This window comes from Providencia sp. Me31A, assembly GCF_050487165.1.
In the GTDB taxonomy this organism is placed as follows: Bacteria; Pseudomonadota; Gammaproteobacteria; order Enterobacterales; family Enterobacteriaceae; genus Providencia.
The window spans coordinates 96,207-112,095 of record NZ_JBKQGZ010000003.1 but is presented as its reverse complement, the minus strand read 5'-3'; the positions used below and the strand labels follow the sequence as shown (position 1 = coordinate 112,095).

17 protein-coding genes and 1 pseudogene are annotated in these 15,889 nt (G+C 37.0%); 10 read left to right on the top strand and 8 right to left on the bottom strand.

Annotated elements, in window-relative coordinates:
- Positions 1-99 precede the first annotated feature (99 nt).
- On the bottom strand, positions 100-552 hold the full coding sequence (locus ACLPIE_RS03275) for a hypothetical protein (protein WP_430259615.1): 453 nt from the start codon (positions 550-552) through the stop codon (positions 100-102).
- Between the two features lie 96 nt (positions 553-648).
- Complete coding sequence (locus tag ACLPIE_RS03270) at positions 649-840, bottom strand: hypothetical protein (protein ID WP_430259613.1); 192 nt, start codon at positions 838-840, stop codon at positions 649-651.
- A gap of 92 nt (positions 841-932) precedes the next feature.
- On the opposite strand from ACLPIE_RS03270, the gene ACLPIE_RS03265 reads away from it, so the two are divergent.
- Together ACLPIE_RS03265 and ACLPIE_RS03260 are read left to right on the top strand one after the other, a co-directional pair.
- A complete protein-coding gene (locus ACLPIE_RS03265; RefSeq protein WP_430259611.1) occupies positions 933-1,088 on the top strand; it encodes a hypothetical protein in 156 nt (51 codons plus the stop codon).
- Between the two features lie 234 nt (positions 1,089-1,322).
- Positions 1,323-1,457: pseudogene (locus tag ACLPIE_RS03260) on the top strand (helix-turn-helix domain-containing protein); the annotation flags it as partial.
- 36 nt (positions 1,458-1,493) lie between these two features.
- Here the strand turns inward: ACLPIE_RS03260 and ACLPIE_RS03255 are convergent.
- Positions 1,494-2,090 (bottom strand): glutathione S-transferase family protein, encoded by a 597-nt coding sequence (locus tag ACLPIE_RS03255; RefSeq protein ID WP_430259873.1) that lies wholly within the window; start codon positions 2,088-2,090, stop codon positions 1,494-1,496.
- A gap of 579 nt (positions 2,091-2,669) precedes the next feature.
- Positions 2,670-2,900 (bottom strand): hypothetical protein, encoded by a 231-nt coding sequence (locus tag ACLPIE_RS03250; protein ID WP_430259609.1) that lies wholly within the window; start codon positions 2,898-2,900, stop codon positions 2,670-2,672.
- A gap of 700 nt (positions 2,901-3,600) precedes the next feature.
- Here ACLPIE_RS03250 and ydfG point away from each other — a divergent pair.
- From ydfG to ACLPIE_RS03235, 3 genes are all read left to right on the top strand, one after another.
- Entirely contained in the window at positions 3,601-4,350 is a 750-nt protein-coding gene (gene ydfG, locus ACLPIE_RS03245) for a bifunctional NADP-dependent 3-hydroxy acid dehydrogenase/3-hydroxypropionate dehydrogenase YdfG (protein WP_430259607.1), read from the top strand.
- A gap of 83 nt (positions 4,351-4,433) precedes the next feature.
- Complete coding sequence (locus ACLPIE_RS03240) at positions 4,434-4,802, top strand: DUF1283 family protein (protein WP_430259605.1); 369 nt, start codon at positions 4,434-4,436, stop codon at positions 4,800-4,802.
- A 48-nt stretch (positions 4,803-4,850) separates the two neighbouring features.
- A complete protein-coding gene (locus tag ACLPIE_RS03235) occupies positions 4,851-5,084 on the top strand; it encodes a DUF1161 domain-containing protein (RefSeq protein WP_430259603.1) in 234 nt (77 codons plus the stop codon).
- A 69-nt stretch (positions 5,085-5,153) separates the two neighbouring features.
- Here the strand turns inward: ACLPIE_RS03235 and bioD are convergent, their stop codons facing one another.
- The 3 genes from bioD to ACLPIE_RS03220 form a co-directional block, all read right to left on the bottom strand.
- The gene (gene bioD, locus ACLPIE_RS03230; RefSeq protein ID WP_430259601.1) at positions 5,154-5,828 is read right to left on the bottom strand and encodes a dethiobiotin synthase; all 675 of its coding nucleotides are present in this window, start codon (positions 5,826-5,828) and stop codon (positions 5,154-5,156) included.
- A gap of 142 nt (positions 5,829-5,970) precedes the next feature.
- A complete protein-coding gene (locus ACLPIE_RS03225) occupies positions 5,971-7,182 on the bottom strand; it encodes an ROK family protein (protein ID WP_430259599.1) in 1,212 nt (403 codons plus the stop codon).
- A 91-nt stretch (positions 7,183-7,273) separates the two neighbouring features.
- On the bottom strand, positions 7,274-8,185 hold the full coding sequence (locus tag ACLPIE_RS03220) for a LysR family transcriptional regulator (RefSeq protein WP_430259597.1): 912 nt from the start codon (positions 8,183-8,185) through the stop codon (positions 7,274-7,276).
- Positions 8,186-8,300: 115 nt separating this feature from the next.
- Between ACLPIE_RS03220 and ACLPIE_RS03215 the strand changes: the two genes are divergently transcribed.
- The 3 genes from ACLPIE_RS03215 to tus all read left to right on the top strand — a co-directional run bounded on the left by ACLPIE_RS03215 (position 8,301) and on the right by tus (position 11,252).
- Positions 8,301-9,569, top strand: coding sequence for an MFS transporter (locus tag ACLPIE_RS03215; RefSeq protein WP_430259595.1), 1,269 nt, complete (start codon positions 8,301-8,303; stop codon positions 9,567-9,569).
- Positions 9,570-9,653: 84 nt separating this feature from the next.
- Positions 9,654-10,220 (top strand): lytic polysaccharide monooxygenase, encoded by a 567-nt coding sequence (locus tag ACLPIE_RS03210; RefSeq protein WP_430259593.1) that lies wholly within the window; start codon positions 9,654-9,656, stop codon positions 10,218-10,220.
- A 114-nt stretch (positions 10,221-10,334) separates the two neighbouring features.
- Positions 10,335-11,252, top strand: a complete 918-nt coding sequence (gene tus, locus ACLPIE_RS03205; RefSeq protein WP_430259591.1) for a DNA replication terminus site-binding protein — start codon at positions 10,335-10,337, stop codon at positions 11,250-11,252.
- Positions 11,253-11,316: 64 nt separating this feature from the next.
- On the opposite strand, the gene fumC is transcribed toward tus, so the two are convergent.
- Complete coding sequence (gene fumC / locus ACLPIE_RS03200; RefSeq protein ID WP_430259589.1) at positions 11,317-12,714, bottom strand: class II fumarate hydratase; 1,398 nt, start codon at positions 12,712-12,714, stop codon at positions 11,317-11,319.
- Positions 12,715-12,894: 180 nt separating this feature from the next.
- Here fumC and manA point away from each other — a divergent pair, with 180 nt between their 5' ends.
- Both manA and ACLPIE_RS03190 read left to right on the top strand, forming a co-directional pair.
- Positions 12,895-14,070 carry a mannose-6-phosphate isomerase gene (gene manA, locus ACLPIE_RS03195; RefSeq protein WP_430259587.1) on the top strand — a complete coding sequence of 392 codons (1,176 nt, stop codon included), beginning with the start codon at positions 12,895-12,897 and terminating at the stop codon, positions 14,068-14,070.
- Between the two features lie 109 nt (positions 14,071-14,179).
- Positions 14,180-15,730, top strand: a complete 1,551-nt coding sequence (locus ACLPIE_RS03190; RefSeq protein ID WP_430259585.1) for a YdgA family protein — start codon at positions 14,180-14,182, stop codon at positions 15,728-15,730.
- The last annotated feature ends 159 nt before the right edge of the window (positions 15,731-15,889 follow it).

Genomic DNA, 15,889 nt, shown 5'->3' with positions numbered 1-15,889 from the left:
GCCGCCTTACATGCCCTTAACGGGCATCAAATAAAAGTTAGTAAAATATATGGGTTAGATATAAGCAGGCTGCGCCTACTTATACCTAACCCTAACTATTTAAATAGTATGAAGTATTCGAGCGCGAATAAGGATATACATAACGGAAGTATCTTCATTTTTAGAATTCGAATCAAAAAGCCAGCCGATTAAAGGAATATCGGAAGCATCTGGTGTAGATGTTGAAGAATTAACAGCATTGTGCTGAATTAAGCCACCGATTAGCAAGGTATCACCGTCTTTAAGTTGAACTGTAGTGTCAATCATACGTTGATTAAAAACGATATCAGTTGCTGAAGAAATATTAGAAACACTATCAGCCTTTGACTTTATGGTTAACATAATTTTATTACCATTAAGAACCACGGGAACTACATCAAGAGAAATTCCGACATCACGCCTTTCAATAGTTTGAAACGGATTTTTTATATCGATGCCCTCACCTACAATTATAACGCGCTTCAGATTGATAATGTCGATATGACGGCAAATATTGAAATTTACGCCATTCAAAGCCCTTTTCTTGAAAGGTATGAACATCTTTCATGACTGAAATTGGTGCAGAAAAAGCAAAATAATCAATAAAAACAGGGCGAGCTGATTGTGAACTCATTGTAAGCTCTCCCTATATCCTAAAAAATTCCCTGAAACTGCCGTAGTTGGCGCTAAGATAAAATTATCTTGAAAACAGTTTGAACACTCTTTTATCAATTCATCGAAAGAACGATAGAAATCCCACTCAATACCAACTTGAGCATTAATGCCGTACCCTTCTATAAAATCGAAATAAACAATGTTCATAAGTCACCAAAAGTGTTTACATGTCTTAAAAATTAACACCTGAAATAGGTAGAGAACATTTAAAGAAACAGATAACAGAAGTTACTACACTAATGAAAATATCTGATAATAAAGAACAATTTAATTTGTTATTTAAAAAACGATTTAATACAGATCCACAATGTGAACTTGAATTAGTGTTTAAAGAAGAAGTTAAGCCTAGCATAAAAAAAGAGCACCAAAAAAATTTGAACTTACCTCTTGATTGATTCGCACAATGCACTCTATGTGTAAAGACGAACCTTCCCGATTGCGGTAGACCCCAACCCATTCTACCGCAATCGCTCAGAACCCTTTTGTAACATAGCGTCATACATTAAGCGAACCTAAGCTGTAATAGCAAAGTTGTAATGTCCGTTCTGGGCTAAGCTCACCATTAAGGGCTTCACATGACGGCTTATAGAGCGGAGTTATTTACCTTGGAAGATGTTAAATGACTAAAAGTGATCCAGAAAGTGATCCAGGATGTGATTGACCAGCGCCTGCCAACTAAAATGGCAGCACAACGATTAGGAATATCTGCTCGCCAATGCCGACGGCTACTAGTTCGCTATCGTGCAGATGATCCTTTAGGGATTGTTTGTTATTAGCAGTATTGCTTTAATTATCTGATTTTATAAATTATTATTTTCTTGAGCTTGCATATATGAACTCCGGCTAGTAGCTCGATCAATATAATCGTTGAGAGCAGGTTTGAGGCTAATATGGCATAGCCTAGCCCAAAGGAGCGTATGCGACAGAAATATATCAGCTAGAGTGAAATTATCACCAGCGACCCATTCGTTATTTTCATCGAATTTAAATTGTTTGGTCACATTTTCAGATTCTTCTTTAAAGTAATCAACTAACGGTAAAACGCGTTTTTCTTCAGGAACAAAAACAAGTTGTTTTAGTAAATTCCAGATAGGCGATTCTAAGTCTGTTAATGCAAAGCTTATGTAAGACTCAATAACTGATTGTTCTTTAATATCAGATGGATAAAAACTTTCCTTTGGGAATTTATGGCACAAATAATGACATATCGCAAATGTCTCTTCTATTGAAACATCCCCATCTACCATAAACGGAACTTTACCTCGTGAGTGAGGTGATTTAGCTTTAGGTTTATCGCTGAACATATCAACTTTAACTGTTTCATAATCAACGCCAAGTTCTTCTAATGTCCATAAAACTCTCAGAGAACGACTTCTAGGGTAAGTATATATTTTCATAAAAAACCAGCTCATAACTAAGTCATGCCTCACCTTAACTTAAATGCACATAAACATACACGACTTAATTTATGATGGTCATTTCAACTTTGCTGAGAGGCGGACATTTTAACTTAGCCTTGACACAAGTGTGAAATGAAGGAATCTAGTGTTTTTAATAATGATTAACAAGAGGCGCAAGTGTGTCCCTCTGCAACTTACCAGTCCCCTTTTAGGTTGCTTATTGATCGTTAACATTTAGCATGCTATCTTTGTTTTTCCATTAATCATGAATGGAGATTTTATGTTTCAACTATTACTTATGCTTTCAGAATTGCTAGTTGCTTCTTATGCGCAGAGTTATTGCGAAGAAAAATTAGATGAATTAAAAAAGAAATAAATTCATAAACAGAATCATCTCGTTATGATTCTGTTTGTTTTTACACAAATATTTAACCTTTCTAGCACATGTGATAACATGTGTTGCAGTAGCAAAAAATAATATTAATTCAGCTATATTGAATTAAGTTTTTAAAAAATAAATAAACTAAATAGCCTGAGCTGTAACCAGATCATTTGATTAGACTTTGTCTACGATCATTAAGCTCTTTCGAGTTGATTCTTTTTAGTCCGGTTATAATCATTGATGAACCGAGTTACTTCATGTAACTGCATGTGTGGTTTTCTAGTTCTTTGTCCATAGAAGAAGCGCGTTTCAGGTAATTTAACACCAAGAATCTTATTATCACTTAATCGCGCATTATTATAATCAATCCAGCCAATTTTAGCCATTTTCAAAAATGATTGCTCACTAATCCAAACAGTTTTCATCTAATTTATTCCCTATAAATTATCACTGAAAGACTCTTTCACCATTGAGTTCTAACCTATTGAGTACATTAGGTCGAATAATTAAAATCCTGTCAACCAGTGGTGAATTTTCGGTTTTGTGGAACTTGATAAGCACCATTGATTAGCTTTTTCTTCTTTTTAATTTATTATTAGTAGTGCTTTTAAATAAATATGTCGACAAATAAAAGAGGTTAAAATAAGTCGATTAACAAATAAGTAACGCTAAGAAAATTAAGCTTAAAATTAGTTGAAGTCATAAAGAGCTTTCTAACGATGAACTAATTACTCTTAGGGGTAGATCATTTATTATAATACTTGCTACGAATTCTGTCGTACTATTAGTGAAGCGTATCGATTGTTTAGTATTTTTAGAACAATATATCCACCCTTCATTAAAATCGTCCATAGCCATTTTATGCCCTTTTGATTCAATTTATATTTTGATTATTAATGCATTATAAATTTCACTTATGTTGTTTTCAATCAAAAAAACCTCTTAAACGTGTCCGCCCCCCCATTAATTGAGACATACCAACTTAGAGTTTTCTAATATGACGGATGAAGTAACTGGGAATGTTACGCTAAAGCTGATATTGAACTTACAACAACTTTGTAGTTAATGTTATATGGCGTTAGAATAAAGGCATGCTGACACAACAATAACAAATTTGAGGTTTCCATGATTATATTAGTAACAGGTGCTTCTTCTGGCTTCGGTGAATCAATAGCTCGTAAATTTATTCAAAATAACCATACCGTTATTGGTACAGGGCGCAGAACCCAACGTTTAGATGCTCTACATCAAGAGTTAGGCGATAAATTTTATCCATTAACATTGGACGTCCAAGACAGAAAAGCAATTCAGTCTGCAATAACCAATCTACCTACCCACCTTAAAAATATTGATGTCTTAGTCAATAACGCCGGCCTTGCATTGGGTTTAGAACCAGCTTTTGACGCAAATCCAGATGATTGGGAAGTAATGATTAATACCAATACGAAGGGTTTAGTGAATATGACCTATGAAGTGCTACAAAATATGGTAGCCGAAAATCATGGCCACATAATTAATATTGGTTCAACGGCGGCAAGTTGGCCTTATAAGGGCGGAAATGTCTATGGTGCAACCAAAGCGTTTGTTAAACAATTTTCTTTAGGTTTGCGTGCAGACTTACAAGGCAAAAAAATTCGAGTGACCGATATTGAACCAGGTTTAGTGGGAGGAACGGAATTTTCTAACGTTCGTTTTAAAGGTGATGGAGACAAAGCTGCAAGTCCTTATAAAGGCGCTGAAGCTTTAACACCTGAAGATATTGCTGAAACCGTTTATTGGGTAGCCACATTACCTGAGCATGTGAATGTAAACCTATTAGAACTGATGCCTGTGTGCCAAACTTTTGCGGGTTTAACCGTTCATAAACAGCTTTAATTTTTAGTACTATTCCATATGACGAAACGCCCTGCTTTTGGCTATACTCAAGTTATTGATCCTACTTAGTAAGGAATTTTTACATGAGTGCACATAAAATTTTAAAAACTGGCTTAACCGCGATTTGTTTTTGTCTCCCACTCTTTTGGGTAACATCAGCTTCTGCTGCACAAACTACAACCTCATGTACTGCTGGCAGTACATGTGTTTCTGTAGGTCAAGGCGATGATTCTCTTAACAAAGAACAAGCCCGCCAAGAGAAAGAGCAGTGGGATGAAACGCGTATGCTACGTAAAAAGGTCAACACTCGTTCTGAAAAAGAATTTGATAAAATAGATGCGGCTTTTGATGCAAAAGACAAATGCGAAAAAAGTCTTAATCTAAACGCCTATTGGGAGCCTAGTACTAAGCGTTGTCTTGATGTAAGCACTGGTCGTCCAATTAACCCATAGTTTTTTCTGTAATTGTGTTCATATGGAAATGTTTACTAAGGAGGTATAATGCAAAAGAAATTATTAGTACCACTGTTTATGTTGATGGTAGCGCCTGTCCTCGCTCAAGCTTCATGTGAAAGTGTAATTGAAGAGATCAAGCAAAAAATTATCAACAATGGTGTACCGGTAGATAATTTTACCTTGGTTGCGGTACCTAATGATGAAGTTGACGCTTCTAAGGGACAAGTCGTTGGCCACTGCCAAAATGATTCATATAAAATTATTTATACTCGTCATTAATTGACTTTTAGGGGTAAAACAAAGGGCGCTCATCTAATGATAGCGCCCTTTTTCCTTGCATTATGTTTATTATGCAGGGATCGCTATAAATTGTTGTAGTTTTTCAACATCAAGGTAGTGACCTAATTCTCTTTCTTCTGGACGTAATAAGTATGGAATTTCGCCAATTAATGGCGCTTTGAGATGATATTGCAACCTTTCAATAATTTGTGCGTAATGGGCTAAACCTGGATTAATACGATTTGCCATCCAACCAATTAGAGGTAAGCCATCTGCCCTAATGGCTTCGGCTGTTAATAATGCATGGTTTACGCAACCATGTTGGATGCCAACGACTAAAATAACACCCACTGGTTGGCCTTTAAGCCAATCTGCATAAAACGTATTATCATCAATAAGATAACGCCACCCGCCATTCCCTTCAATGACGACCATGTCACATTGGCTATGCAAATACTCTAAGCCTTGTTTAATTTTATTAAAGTCAATGCTGTTTTTATGACTGTAATTATCCGTTATCCGTACAGGGTTAACTTCATCATAAGAGACTAAGTCTTTAGATACGCTATGAATAAGTAATGCATCTTTATTTCTAACCCCTTCAGGGGTATCAATGCACTGGTCTGCAATAGGCTTATAGCCTACCGCCTTAATCCCTTGACCATTAAGTGCTTGCAATATGGCAAGCGTCGATACTGTCTTCCCTACATCTGTATCTGTCCCGGTAATAAAGAGATTGATCATGGTCTTTTTCTATCCTGAAGTGACAGACTTGCACAGCAACAAGCTGCAAAAATGATATGGATTCAGTGTATTGGAATGGGAAAACGATAATTTTGCGTTAGCTCAATTTTGTGTACGATAGTGTAAAGATTATCGAATAGACTTAACCTTGCAGCAATTGCAGTAGCAGTGAACCATCATATAATGCACGTTGTATTAGTGAAGTTTCACTTTCTTGAATTGTATACATGGATTTTTCTATCTGCAAATTAGTAGAATACAGAGGGATTGTGTATTGATTAATATGATGAAGTAACTTATCAAAAAACAATTCAAAAATTTGATTCAAAGGAGAATTAATTAAAATTAATTCAGTTCCGAGCAAGTTTACGATTATTGCTAATGGTTTTGCTAATTGTTTTGCAATTTTATCAATAAGGTAAACACAAAGTGCATCGTTAATTTTTGCACCAGTACAAATATTATCAATACAAATAGTATGTTGGTGTAAATATGAGTCTGGATAACGGGCCAGTAACTGATTTGCTTGTCGCACAATTGCAGGCATAGAAACTTGTGTCTCTAAGCACCCTCGCCCACCACAGTAACAAGTTTCATCTAAGTTAAGCTCTGATTGAACATGGCCAAATAAAATAGGCCTCTGAGTGTTGGCATCTAAAGTGATCCCATGGTTCAATGCCATCAAATCGACAACATCCTGTAACTGTAGGTAAATTACATTCTTGGCACTACGTTTGGCTAAATGGGTGAAATGATCCATCAGAGCTAACGCATCTACGGGGGAATGTAAATAAACAGGTAGCCCCGTTTGTTTAGTCAGATACTCTCCAATAGCTAATTGGCTGATATTAAAATGAATATGTTGATAAATAACACAAGAGTATGGGTCTAAAATCCCGTTAGACAGAATACTAATGGCGGTAACCCTTTCTAATACATTTTGGTGAGTTGCAAAAAATTGACTAATCAATTCAGATAAAGAGCCAATAAACTCATCATTACCATTAACATCAAAAGGGTATTCCGTTTGCGCTAATGTGATTGCGCTAATCTCTTTCAACGAAATAATGATTTTTTTATTTTCAATGCGGATTGCTAAAAACTGCCACCCGTCACTTTCAATAACTACTCCGACAGCAGGACGACCACGAAGACCAAGTACAGGAAATTCGAGTTCTTTGATTAAGTGAGCATCCATTAGTTCACGAGTAATTTTTGTGATACTAGCTGGTGCAAGTTGTGATTGTTTGGATAGCGCAATGCGTGAAATAGGACCATGTTGATCAATAACTCGATACACAATAGCTGTATTCAACTGTTTGATCTGGTCAATATGACCTGTTTGATTAACCATGGTAATAATTCAAATCCTTTATAAAGCAATAAGTTATTATGCCTTAATATGTATATGAATTATGTCACATACATAATAAATGTGAATTAGATCACTTTTTATCACCCACAATATTAGAAATCAAAAGGCTAGTTAACTTTTTCGCGGCTGCGGGAACAGTTCTTCGTGTATTGTAAACCAACCAAACCTCAGAAGATGCATTAATATTAGTCAGTTTTATATATTTCACGCCATCAATTTTCATTCGAGTGAAGGACTCTGTAATTATAGATATCCCCATTCCTGCTGAAACTAGCCCCAAAATTGTCATAGCCTCACCTGCTTCTTGGGAAATAGTTGGAACCACCCCAGCAGAAGAGAGCAGCCGACTAATTTCATCATATAATGCTGTTCCTACCTCTCGCTCAAAAAAAATCAGTGGATAATTAGCAAGCTGTTGGATGTCGATTCCCTTATCAGCAAATTCCAACAGTGGATGCCCTTCATAAACAGCTACCATAAACGGCTCTTTAAATAATAGCTGGTAGTCTAGCTGTTCAGGTAATACCGTGTTTCGCATAATACCAATATCGATACGACCTGTAATTAAAGGTGCAATTTGCTGTTTTGTATTCATTTGGTGCATATGAATGGATACATCTGGGTAGGCTTCACGATATTGCCGTAAACTCATTGTGACCTTATGCATAAATGGCGTCGTAGAAGTGAAACCTATTGATAACTCGCCAAGTTCACCTTTTTCCATGCGAGCAGCCTTAGTAGACGCCGCATCAACCTGCGCCAAAATTTGGTAAGCCTCTTTTAAAAACATTGTGCCAGCGGGCGTTAATGCGACATTTCTGTTATTTCTTTCTAATAACTTTGCATGAATTTTTTCTTCAAGCATTTGTATTTGCTGGCTTAAAGGAGGTTGCGATATATGTAATCGTTCAGCTGCTCGACCAAAATGAAGTTCTTCAGCAACAGCAATGAAGTATCTTAGGTGCCTAAGTTCTATGCTCATAATTTGTTTGATATCTTTAATGTATTATTTTGTATAATTAATATATTAGACAAAAGAAATAAAAATTTCTATTCTTTGATCAAAATCAAACGAGTTGGTATGACAAGGAATATGTATGGAGCACTCATCAGATAGCTTTACCTCTGAACAAACAAAAGGAAGAAAAACTAACTCTTCTCCTCAATCTCAACCTAAAAAACATTATATTCAGCGAGATGATGCATTGTATTTACGAGTTACGCTGTCTTTTTTTACGGTTGGATTTGCGACGTTCGCCCTATTGTATTTTGTTCAACCCATCCTGCCGTTGTTATCCGCAGATTTTAATATCTCCCCTGCAACAGCGAGCTTGTCGTTATCTTTAAGTACAGGCTTAATGGCTTTAGGCTTATTAATTACAGGGCCAATTTCAGATGCCATTGGCAGAAAAAATGTCATGGTAATCGCTCTGACTTGTGCCGCTTTATTTACATTGCTGAGTGCAGTAATGCAAAGTTGGCAAGGCATATTAGTTGCTAGGGCTTTAGTTGGTTTATCATTGAGCGGTGTTGCTGCTGTTGCTATGACTTATCTGAGTGAAGAAATTCACCCAAGCTACGTTGCACTATCTATGGGACTATACATTAGTGGTAATTCTATCGGTGGAATGAGTGGCCGTTTAATGACAGGGGTTATTGCTGATTTTTATTCTTGGCGTGTCGCAGTGGTCATTTTAGGTACTTTAGCCCTGCTGGCTGCGATAGGATTTTGGCGCTTATTGCCATCCTCTCAACACTTTCGCGCAACTTCATTAAAACCAAAAAATTTATGGGTCAATCTACACCTCCACTTTAGAGATAAAGGCTTACCGTGGTTATTTGTAGAAGGCTTCGTATTGATGGGCGGTTTTGTAACAATGTATAACTACATCGGCTATCGTTTATTAGAAGCACCATATTATTTTTCACAGTCAACAGTTGGATTATTATCTATTATTTATTTAACTGGTACCTATAGTGCCACAAAAACGGGTAGCCTTACGCAAAAATACGGCTTAGGTAGTGTGTTGATGGCTTCAATCGGTATGATGTTAGCTGGGATAATCATTACATTACATCCGAATGTTTGGTTGGTTTTACTTGGTATGACGATATTAACAGCTGGTTTTTTTGCCGCCCACTCAGTAGCGAGTAGTTGGGTTGGCCGTCGCGCGAAACGTGCTCGTGGGCAAGCTTCATCTTTATACTTGTTCAGCTATTACGCAGGTTCCAGTATTGCAGGTACTGTTGGTGGGATCTTTTGGGCTCACTTTGGGTGGAATGGCGTTGCATTGTTTATTGCAGGAATATTATTTATTGGAATCGTCATTGCTTATCGTTTGAAATCAGGGTGTTATGACCATTAGATTAGTTTCTAATAAAAGGTAAGCTTCCTTATTTCCTCGCTATTCGAAGATGATATAAATCCACTTTAATAGCGAGGAAACACAATGAAGAAATTATTATTAGGCTCTTTACTTTTATGCAGCAGTTTTTCTGTATGGTCACATGGTTACGTTAAGTTTCCTGAAAGCCGTTCATATTTGTGCCAACAAAAAGCCAATACTGGCTGCGGGCAAATCCAATACGAGCCACAATCCCTAGAAGCCTCTAAAGGTTTCCCTCAAGCAGGACCGGACGATGGTAAAATTGCAAGTGCGGGACATTTTAAATTTAGGGAGCTTGATGAGCAAACAACTACGCGCTGGAAGCATGTTCAATTAGATGCAACCAAAATTGCATTTAAGTGGTTTTTCACAGCACCCCACAAAACGACGAAATGGGAGTACTTTGTTACTAAAACCGATTGGGATCCAAATGCCCCATTAACACGTCAGCAGTTTGATTTAACCCCTTTCTGTGAGGTTAACGGATTTAACAAGAAACCCCCTGTTGAAGTGGAGCATACTTGTGAGATATCAAGCGACCGAAAAGGTTACCATGTCATCCTTTCTGTATGGACAATATTTGATACCGGAAATGCATTCTACCAAGTTATAGATACAGATCTTCGTTAATAATATTATAGGGGTAAGAGGTGACCTACCTTTACCCTTGTTTAGCTTGGGATTGCACAATGCTTTTATTAGTGTTAGTGTAATTAAAGCGTATAGAATGTTGTAACTAAATATATGACTTATAAACAAGATTTAATTAATGCATTTAACCAACTAGAACTTGAAATAATTCAGTTCAGTGAACAGTTATTAAAACACACCCGTAATCACGCATTTGTAGCCAAAGTCTATACACTTCCCGATGTCGCTAAAGGGGATGAAAGTAATGAAGTATCAAGCATTAGCGTACATAAATTAGCAAGCTATGAAGCTATAGATGAAACGATAAAGTTGATTAATCTACTGTTTATCCACAATAAATCTGAAGATGTTAGTAATAAATCTGCTATTCGTTTACCCGGTGCAATTTGTATTCAAACTGAATTTAAAAAATACCAAGAATTTAGTCAGCACATATCTAAAATCAATGAATTAAAAGCACAAATAAAAAATATTGTTACTCATGTCAATGAAGCTCAACGCTTTGATTTTATAAGGGAAAGCTTACATGGGCTATTAACACTAAACACCTATCGTACCCTTACCGCCTTAGTGGATGTTGATACTATTAATTTTGGATGGGCAAATAAAAAAGTCATTAATAACGTTAAAAAAGAAACCATGCTAGATCGTTTGCAGGCTAGCTTAGATAGCGGTCGTTGCCCATTGCATATTCCTAGAGAACATTGGCGTTTACAGCTCGAAAATGAAATTCGATTGGTCAACTCCCTACCCCACGATGCTATATTGAAAACCCAGCGTCCTGTAAAAGTACAGCCCATTGCTCGAGTTTGGGATAAAGCACAACAAAAGCAGGTTCAGTATGCCTGTGCCACACCTTTATTTGTTTTTGCATTAGAAAAAGAGATTCCAGAAATCAAGGTTGGCGAGTTACCGGATTACCATGCTGACAATATTTCAATCCGTCATAGACCTAAAGCAAAACAAGTTGAATTATTAATCCCTCGTTTGAATCTGTATATTGAACGCTAAAAAAATACCCATCTGTAATTTCCAGTATGGGTATTTTTATATTAAGCCTTTATAAAATTAAGGCTTATGACTTCATACTACCAACCATATCTTCAGGGCGAACCCACTCATCAAATTGCGCTTCAGTTAAGTAGTTTAATTTCAGTGCAGATTGTTTCAGAGTTAAGCCTTCTTTATGCGCTTTTTTAGCAATTTCGGCAGCTTTATCATAACCGATATGCGTATTTAGTGCTGTTACTAGCATCAGTGATTCATGCAGTAATTTCTCAATACGTTCACGGTTTGGTTCAATACCTACGGCACAGTGCTCATTGAAGCTACGCATGCCATCTGCTAATAAACGGACTGACTGCAAGAAGTTATCAATTAACATAGGACGAAATACGTTCAGCTCGAAGTTACCTGATGCGCCACCAATGTTTACCGCAACATCGTTACCCATCACTTGAGCACATAACATGGTTAATGCCTCACATTGTGTTGGGTTAACTTTACCCGGCATGATTGAACTGCCTGGCTCATTCTCTGGGATAGAGATTTCACCAATACCACAACGAGGACCTGAAGCTAACCATCTAACATCATTAGCGATTTTCATCAATGATGCAGCTAAGCCTTTCAGCGCACCATGAGCGTGAACTAAACTGTCACACGTAGCTAAAGCCTCAAATTTATTTGGTGCCGTAATGAAAGGTTGCCCCGTTAATTCAGCAATTTTTTTCGCGACACGAACAGCATATTCAGGGTGAGTATTCAACCCTGTACCTACGGCTGTACCTCCCAATGCAAGCTCGCAAACATGTGGGACGGCGTTTTCAATATGTTTTTCATTATGCGCTAACATTGCAGCCCAGCCAGAAATCTCTTGGCCTAAAGTCAGTGGTGTCGCATCTTGTAAGTGGGTACGACCAATTTTAACGATGTCTTTAAATTCTTTTGCTTTTGCATCTAAAGTTTTATGCAAAACCTTCAATTCTGGCAGTAGATGTTCACGGATAGCAACCACAGCAGCAACATGCATCGCAGTAGGGAAAACATCGTTTGAGCTTTGACTTTTGTTTACATCATCATTAGGGTGAATAAGGCGATCATTACCACGTTGACCACCGAGGATTTCGCTGCCACGGTTAGCTAGCACCTCATTCATGTTCATGTTACTTTGCGTACCAGAACCCGTTTGCCAAATAGCCAAAGGGAATTCTGTTGGATGTTTGCCCGCTAACACTTCATCAGCAGCAGCAATGATTGCATCGCCACGCTCTTTAGCTAATAATCCAAGATCCATATTCACACTAGCAGCGGCTTTTTTCGTGATGGCGAGTGCATGGATTAACGCAACAGGCATTTTTTCTACAGATATACGGAAATGTTCTAAAGAACGCTGCGTTTGCGCGCCCCACAATTGGTCAGCAGGTACTTCAATTGGTCCCATTGAGTCTTTTTCAATGCGAGTGGCTGCCATTACTATCTCCTTAGGTACATACACAGAATAATTGATTTTTAGAATCATCTGCTTGCAGGTAAGCAAATAACCGAGCAGTATAATGCCACAAATTGAATTTAATTTATGAGACTTGGTCGACCTTATTGTACTGTTGTGAAAAGGAAATGAGTTGATTTTTACAAAAAAGAGAATTTTTTTATGCTTAAAATGATAAACAAAATCCAAAATTATGATTGGGGAAGCAAAACTGCCCTAACGAAGCTATACGCGGTTTCTAACCCTGATAATCTTCCTATGGCTGAACTTTGGATGGGGGCTCATCCAAAAGCGAGTTCGGAAGTTCTCGATGTACAAAAAAATCAGGTCGTTTCTCTCAAATCATTGATTGATAATAACCCTGAATACTATTTAGGTCAGAAAATCGCGCAAACCTACCACCGTTTACCTTATTTATTCAAGGTGTTGTGTGCAGCACAGCCATTGTCTGTTCAGGTGCATCCAAATAAAACTTACGCTGAAGTCGGTTTTGCCAAAGAAAATGCTGCGGGGATTCCTCTTGATTCTCCTATTCGTAATTACAAGGATGATAATCATAAGCCTGAATTAATTTATGCGTTAACGCCGTTTAAAGCGATGAATGCTTTTCGACCACTCGATGAAATTGCTGCATTGCTTGATTTTATTTCTGCTGCTCATCCTGATATCCAATTATTTGTCCAAAATCCGACAGAAGAGAAACTTTCTAGATTGTTTGCACAACTTCTTAATTTAACGGGAGAACAAAAAGAATTGGCTCTGGGCGTATTAAAAGCAGCTCTAAATAGTCGTCAAGGTGAGCCGTGGAATTCTATAAAACAAATGGTGAACCTTTATCCAGAGGATAATGGCCTTTTCACCCCACTTCTTCTTAATGTTGTTGAATTACAACCAGGAGAAGCAATGTTTTTATATGCAAGAACACCGCATGCTTATTTAGAAGGTGTCGGTTTAGAGGTCATGGCAAACTCCGACAATGTGTTACGTGCAGGTTTAACCAATAAACATATCGATATACCTGAATTAATTGCTAATATTGACTTTAAACCAACCGCAGCCAATGACTTACTAAACACTCCCGAAAAATCTGGAAATATCTGGAAATATAATATTCCAGTAGAAGATTTTTCATTTAATATATATTCTATTAACGACTCGGGAATTACGCTATCTAACGATACCGCCTCGATTTTATTCTGTATTGAAGGCAAGTTTGTTTTACGTTCAGGTAATGAAAAAATATGCATTGATTCTGGTGAATCTGTTTTTCTGCCTGCTTACGAGAAAAGTATTACCATTGACGGCGATGGTAAACTTGCCCGAGTTTTTAATGATTAGTGTCATATTCTGTATTTAACCGTCTTTTCTGGTACTAAAAGACGGTTACATAAAACTTATTTAAATTGGTAAGTGTGTTAGTAACGCACTGAAAGGATGGATGTTTATAATGAAAAAGTCATTAGTTGCGGTTGGTGTTATCGTTGCTCTGGGTGTAGTCTGGACCGGTGCATCATGGTATACAGGATCAAAAGTAAAAGATGAACTGGATAGAGTGATCCTTAAAACCAACGATTTTTTTGCTGTAAATGTGCCTGAATCAGGTTTGAACTTTAAAGTTGAAGGTTATGAGAGAGGTGTTTTTTCCTCTACCGCTAATATCGTGATTACATCTGCTGATTCTACATCACCAGATGATTCAATTATCTTCAAAACAAATATTGATCATGGTCCCTTCCCATTATCACAAGTCGCTAAATTCAATTTAATGCCAAAATTAGCAGCAACTCAAGTTGAGCTAGCAAACAATGCGACGACAAAAGAGTTGTTTGAGGCAACAAAAGGTAAACCTTTTATTCATGGTTCAGCTGTAATTGGCTACAGCAAAAGCATTGATACAAGTTTAGAGTTGATCCCTGTTGATTATAGCAAAGATGATGTTTCAATATCTTTCAGTGGTTCCAAATTTGACGTCTCTACGACGGCAGATCTCGGGTCTGTGGATGCATCTTTAATCACTGACAATTTAGTTATGGGTAAAACCGATAAATCGGAAACCATGACGTTGAAAGGTTTGAAGTTAGTTTCTAACGTGAAAAAAACCCAATACGGTTTCTATACTGGAACCCAAGAATTTGTGATTGCAGACACTGATTTCAACATCCCTGATACAAATTTTTCATTTAAAGATTTAAAAATTTCAAGTGACACCTCTGTCAATGGTGATGATGTTAAAGGCAATATTTCTTACAGTATTGGTGACCTTAAGGCATTAAAACAAAATTTAGGTTCTGGCCAAATCACAGTTGCAATTGAAAAATTAGATGCTAAAGCACTCGGTAAATTTGTTGAACAATACAACAAAGCATTAGCTGAGGGGTTAGCAAGTGGTGATCCTACTGATGCCACTGAACGTTTAGCGATGGAAATGATGACAACAACATTGCCTGAACTAATGAAAAATAAACCAGTATTCACGGTTAGCCCTTTATACTGGAAAAATGAAGCAGGTCAAAGTTCTATTGATTTGAATATGACTTTTAATAAATGGAATCAAGACGAAATCACTGCATTAGCGATGTCAAATAAAGTTGATGAAGCATTCAAACAGCTAATTTCTTCTTTTGATTTCAACATGAAACTGAATAAACCTATGTTGATTGAATCAATGACGCAAGCCATGATTTTAGATAAAGGTGTTCCAGTTGATGCTGATGCTAAAAAAGAAATAAAAGATATCGTTACTACGGAGTTTGCTGGCGTCCAACAGATGTTAACTTCAGATATGTTCTCTTCCCCGCTTGACGAAATGTTTATGACAGATGAAGAGCGTGCTGAGAAAGCAAAACAGAAGAAATCACCTTGGATGATTGACAGTGAAAATGATTTAACCATGACTATCAAATTTGCTGGTAATGATTTGACATTCAATAATGATAAATACACTTTAGCTGAATTCTTAACTAAGATGAAAGTGATGTCAGCTTCTGAAAACGAGTGAGAGCATGAAGCAAAACCTGCTCCTGTTCTAGCTAATTAATCATTTTTAACACTATTAAACGCTAGTCAGCAATGACTGGCGTTTTTTTACGTCCTTTGTTTTTTGTGATTAATATCACATTATAAATGTAATTATTAACTACGTTTCACATTTTTCGTG

Coding starts and splice junctions, on each gene's coding strand:
- manA (WP_430259587.1), top strand. CDS start 12,895: ATGCTTAAAATGATAAACAAAATCCAAAATTATGATTGGGGAAGCAAA.
- ACLPIE_RS03215 (WP_430259595.1), top strand. CDS start 8,301: ATGGAGCACTCATCAGATAGCTTTACCTCTGAACAAACAAAAGGAAGA.
- ACLPIE_RS03250 (WP_430259609.1), bottom strand. CDS start 2,900: ATGAAAACTGTTTGGATTAGTGAGCAATCATTTTTGAAAATGGCTAAA.
- fumC (WP_430259589.1), bottom strand. CDS start 12,714: ATGGCAGCCACTCGCATTGAAAAAGACTCAATGGGACCAATTGAAGTA.
- ACLPIE_RS03235 (WP_430259603.1), top strand. CDS start 4,851: ATGCAAAAGAAATTATTAGTACCACTGTTTATGTTGATGGTAGCGCCT.
- ACLPIE_RS03225 (WP_430259599.1), bottom strand. CDS start 7,182: ATGGTTAATCAAACAGGTCATATTGACCAGATCAAACAGTTGAATACA.
- ACLPIE_RS03240 (WP_430259605.1), top strand. CDS start 4,434: ATGAGTGCACATAAAATTTTAAAAACTGGCTTAACCGCGATTTGTTTT.
- tus (WP_430259591.1), top strand. CDS start 10,335: ATGACTTATAAACAAGATTTAATTAATGCATTTAACCAACTAGAACTT.
- ydfG (WP_430259607.1), top strand. CDS start 3,601: ATGATTATATTAGTAACAGGTGCTTCTTCTGGCTTCGGTGAATCAATA.
- bioD (WP_430259601.1), bottom strand. CDS start 5,828: ATGATCAATCTCTTTATTACCGGGACAGATACAGATGTAGGGAAGACA.
- ACLPIE_RS03255 (WP_430259873.1), bottom strand. CDS start 2,090: ATGAAAATATATACTTACCCTAGAAGTCGTTCTCTGAGAGTTTTATGG.
- ACLPIE_RS03190 (WP_430259585.1), top strand. CDS start 14,180: ATGAAAAAGTCATTAGTTGCGGTTGGTGTTATCGTTGCTCTGGGTGTA.
- ACLPIE_RS03210 (WP_430259593.1), top strand. CDS start 9,654: ATGAAGAAATTATTATTAGGCTCTTTACTTTTATGCAGCAGTTTTTCT.
- ACLPIE_RS03220 (WP_430259597.1), bottom strand. CDS start 8,185: ATGAGCATAGAACTTAGGCACCTAAGATACTTCATTGCTGTTGCTGAA.
- ACLPIE_RS03270 (WP_430259613.1), bottom strand. CDS start 840: ATGAACATTGTTTATTTCGATTTTATAGAAGGGTACGGCATTAATGCT.
- ACLPIE_RS03265 (WP_430259611.1), top strand. CDS start 933: ATGAAAATATCTGATAATAAAGAACAATTTAATTTGTTATTTAAAAAA.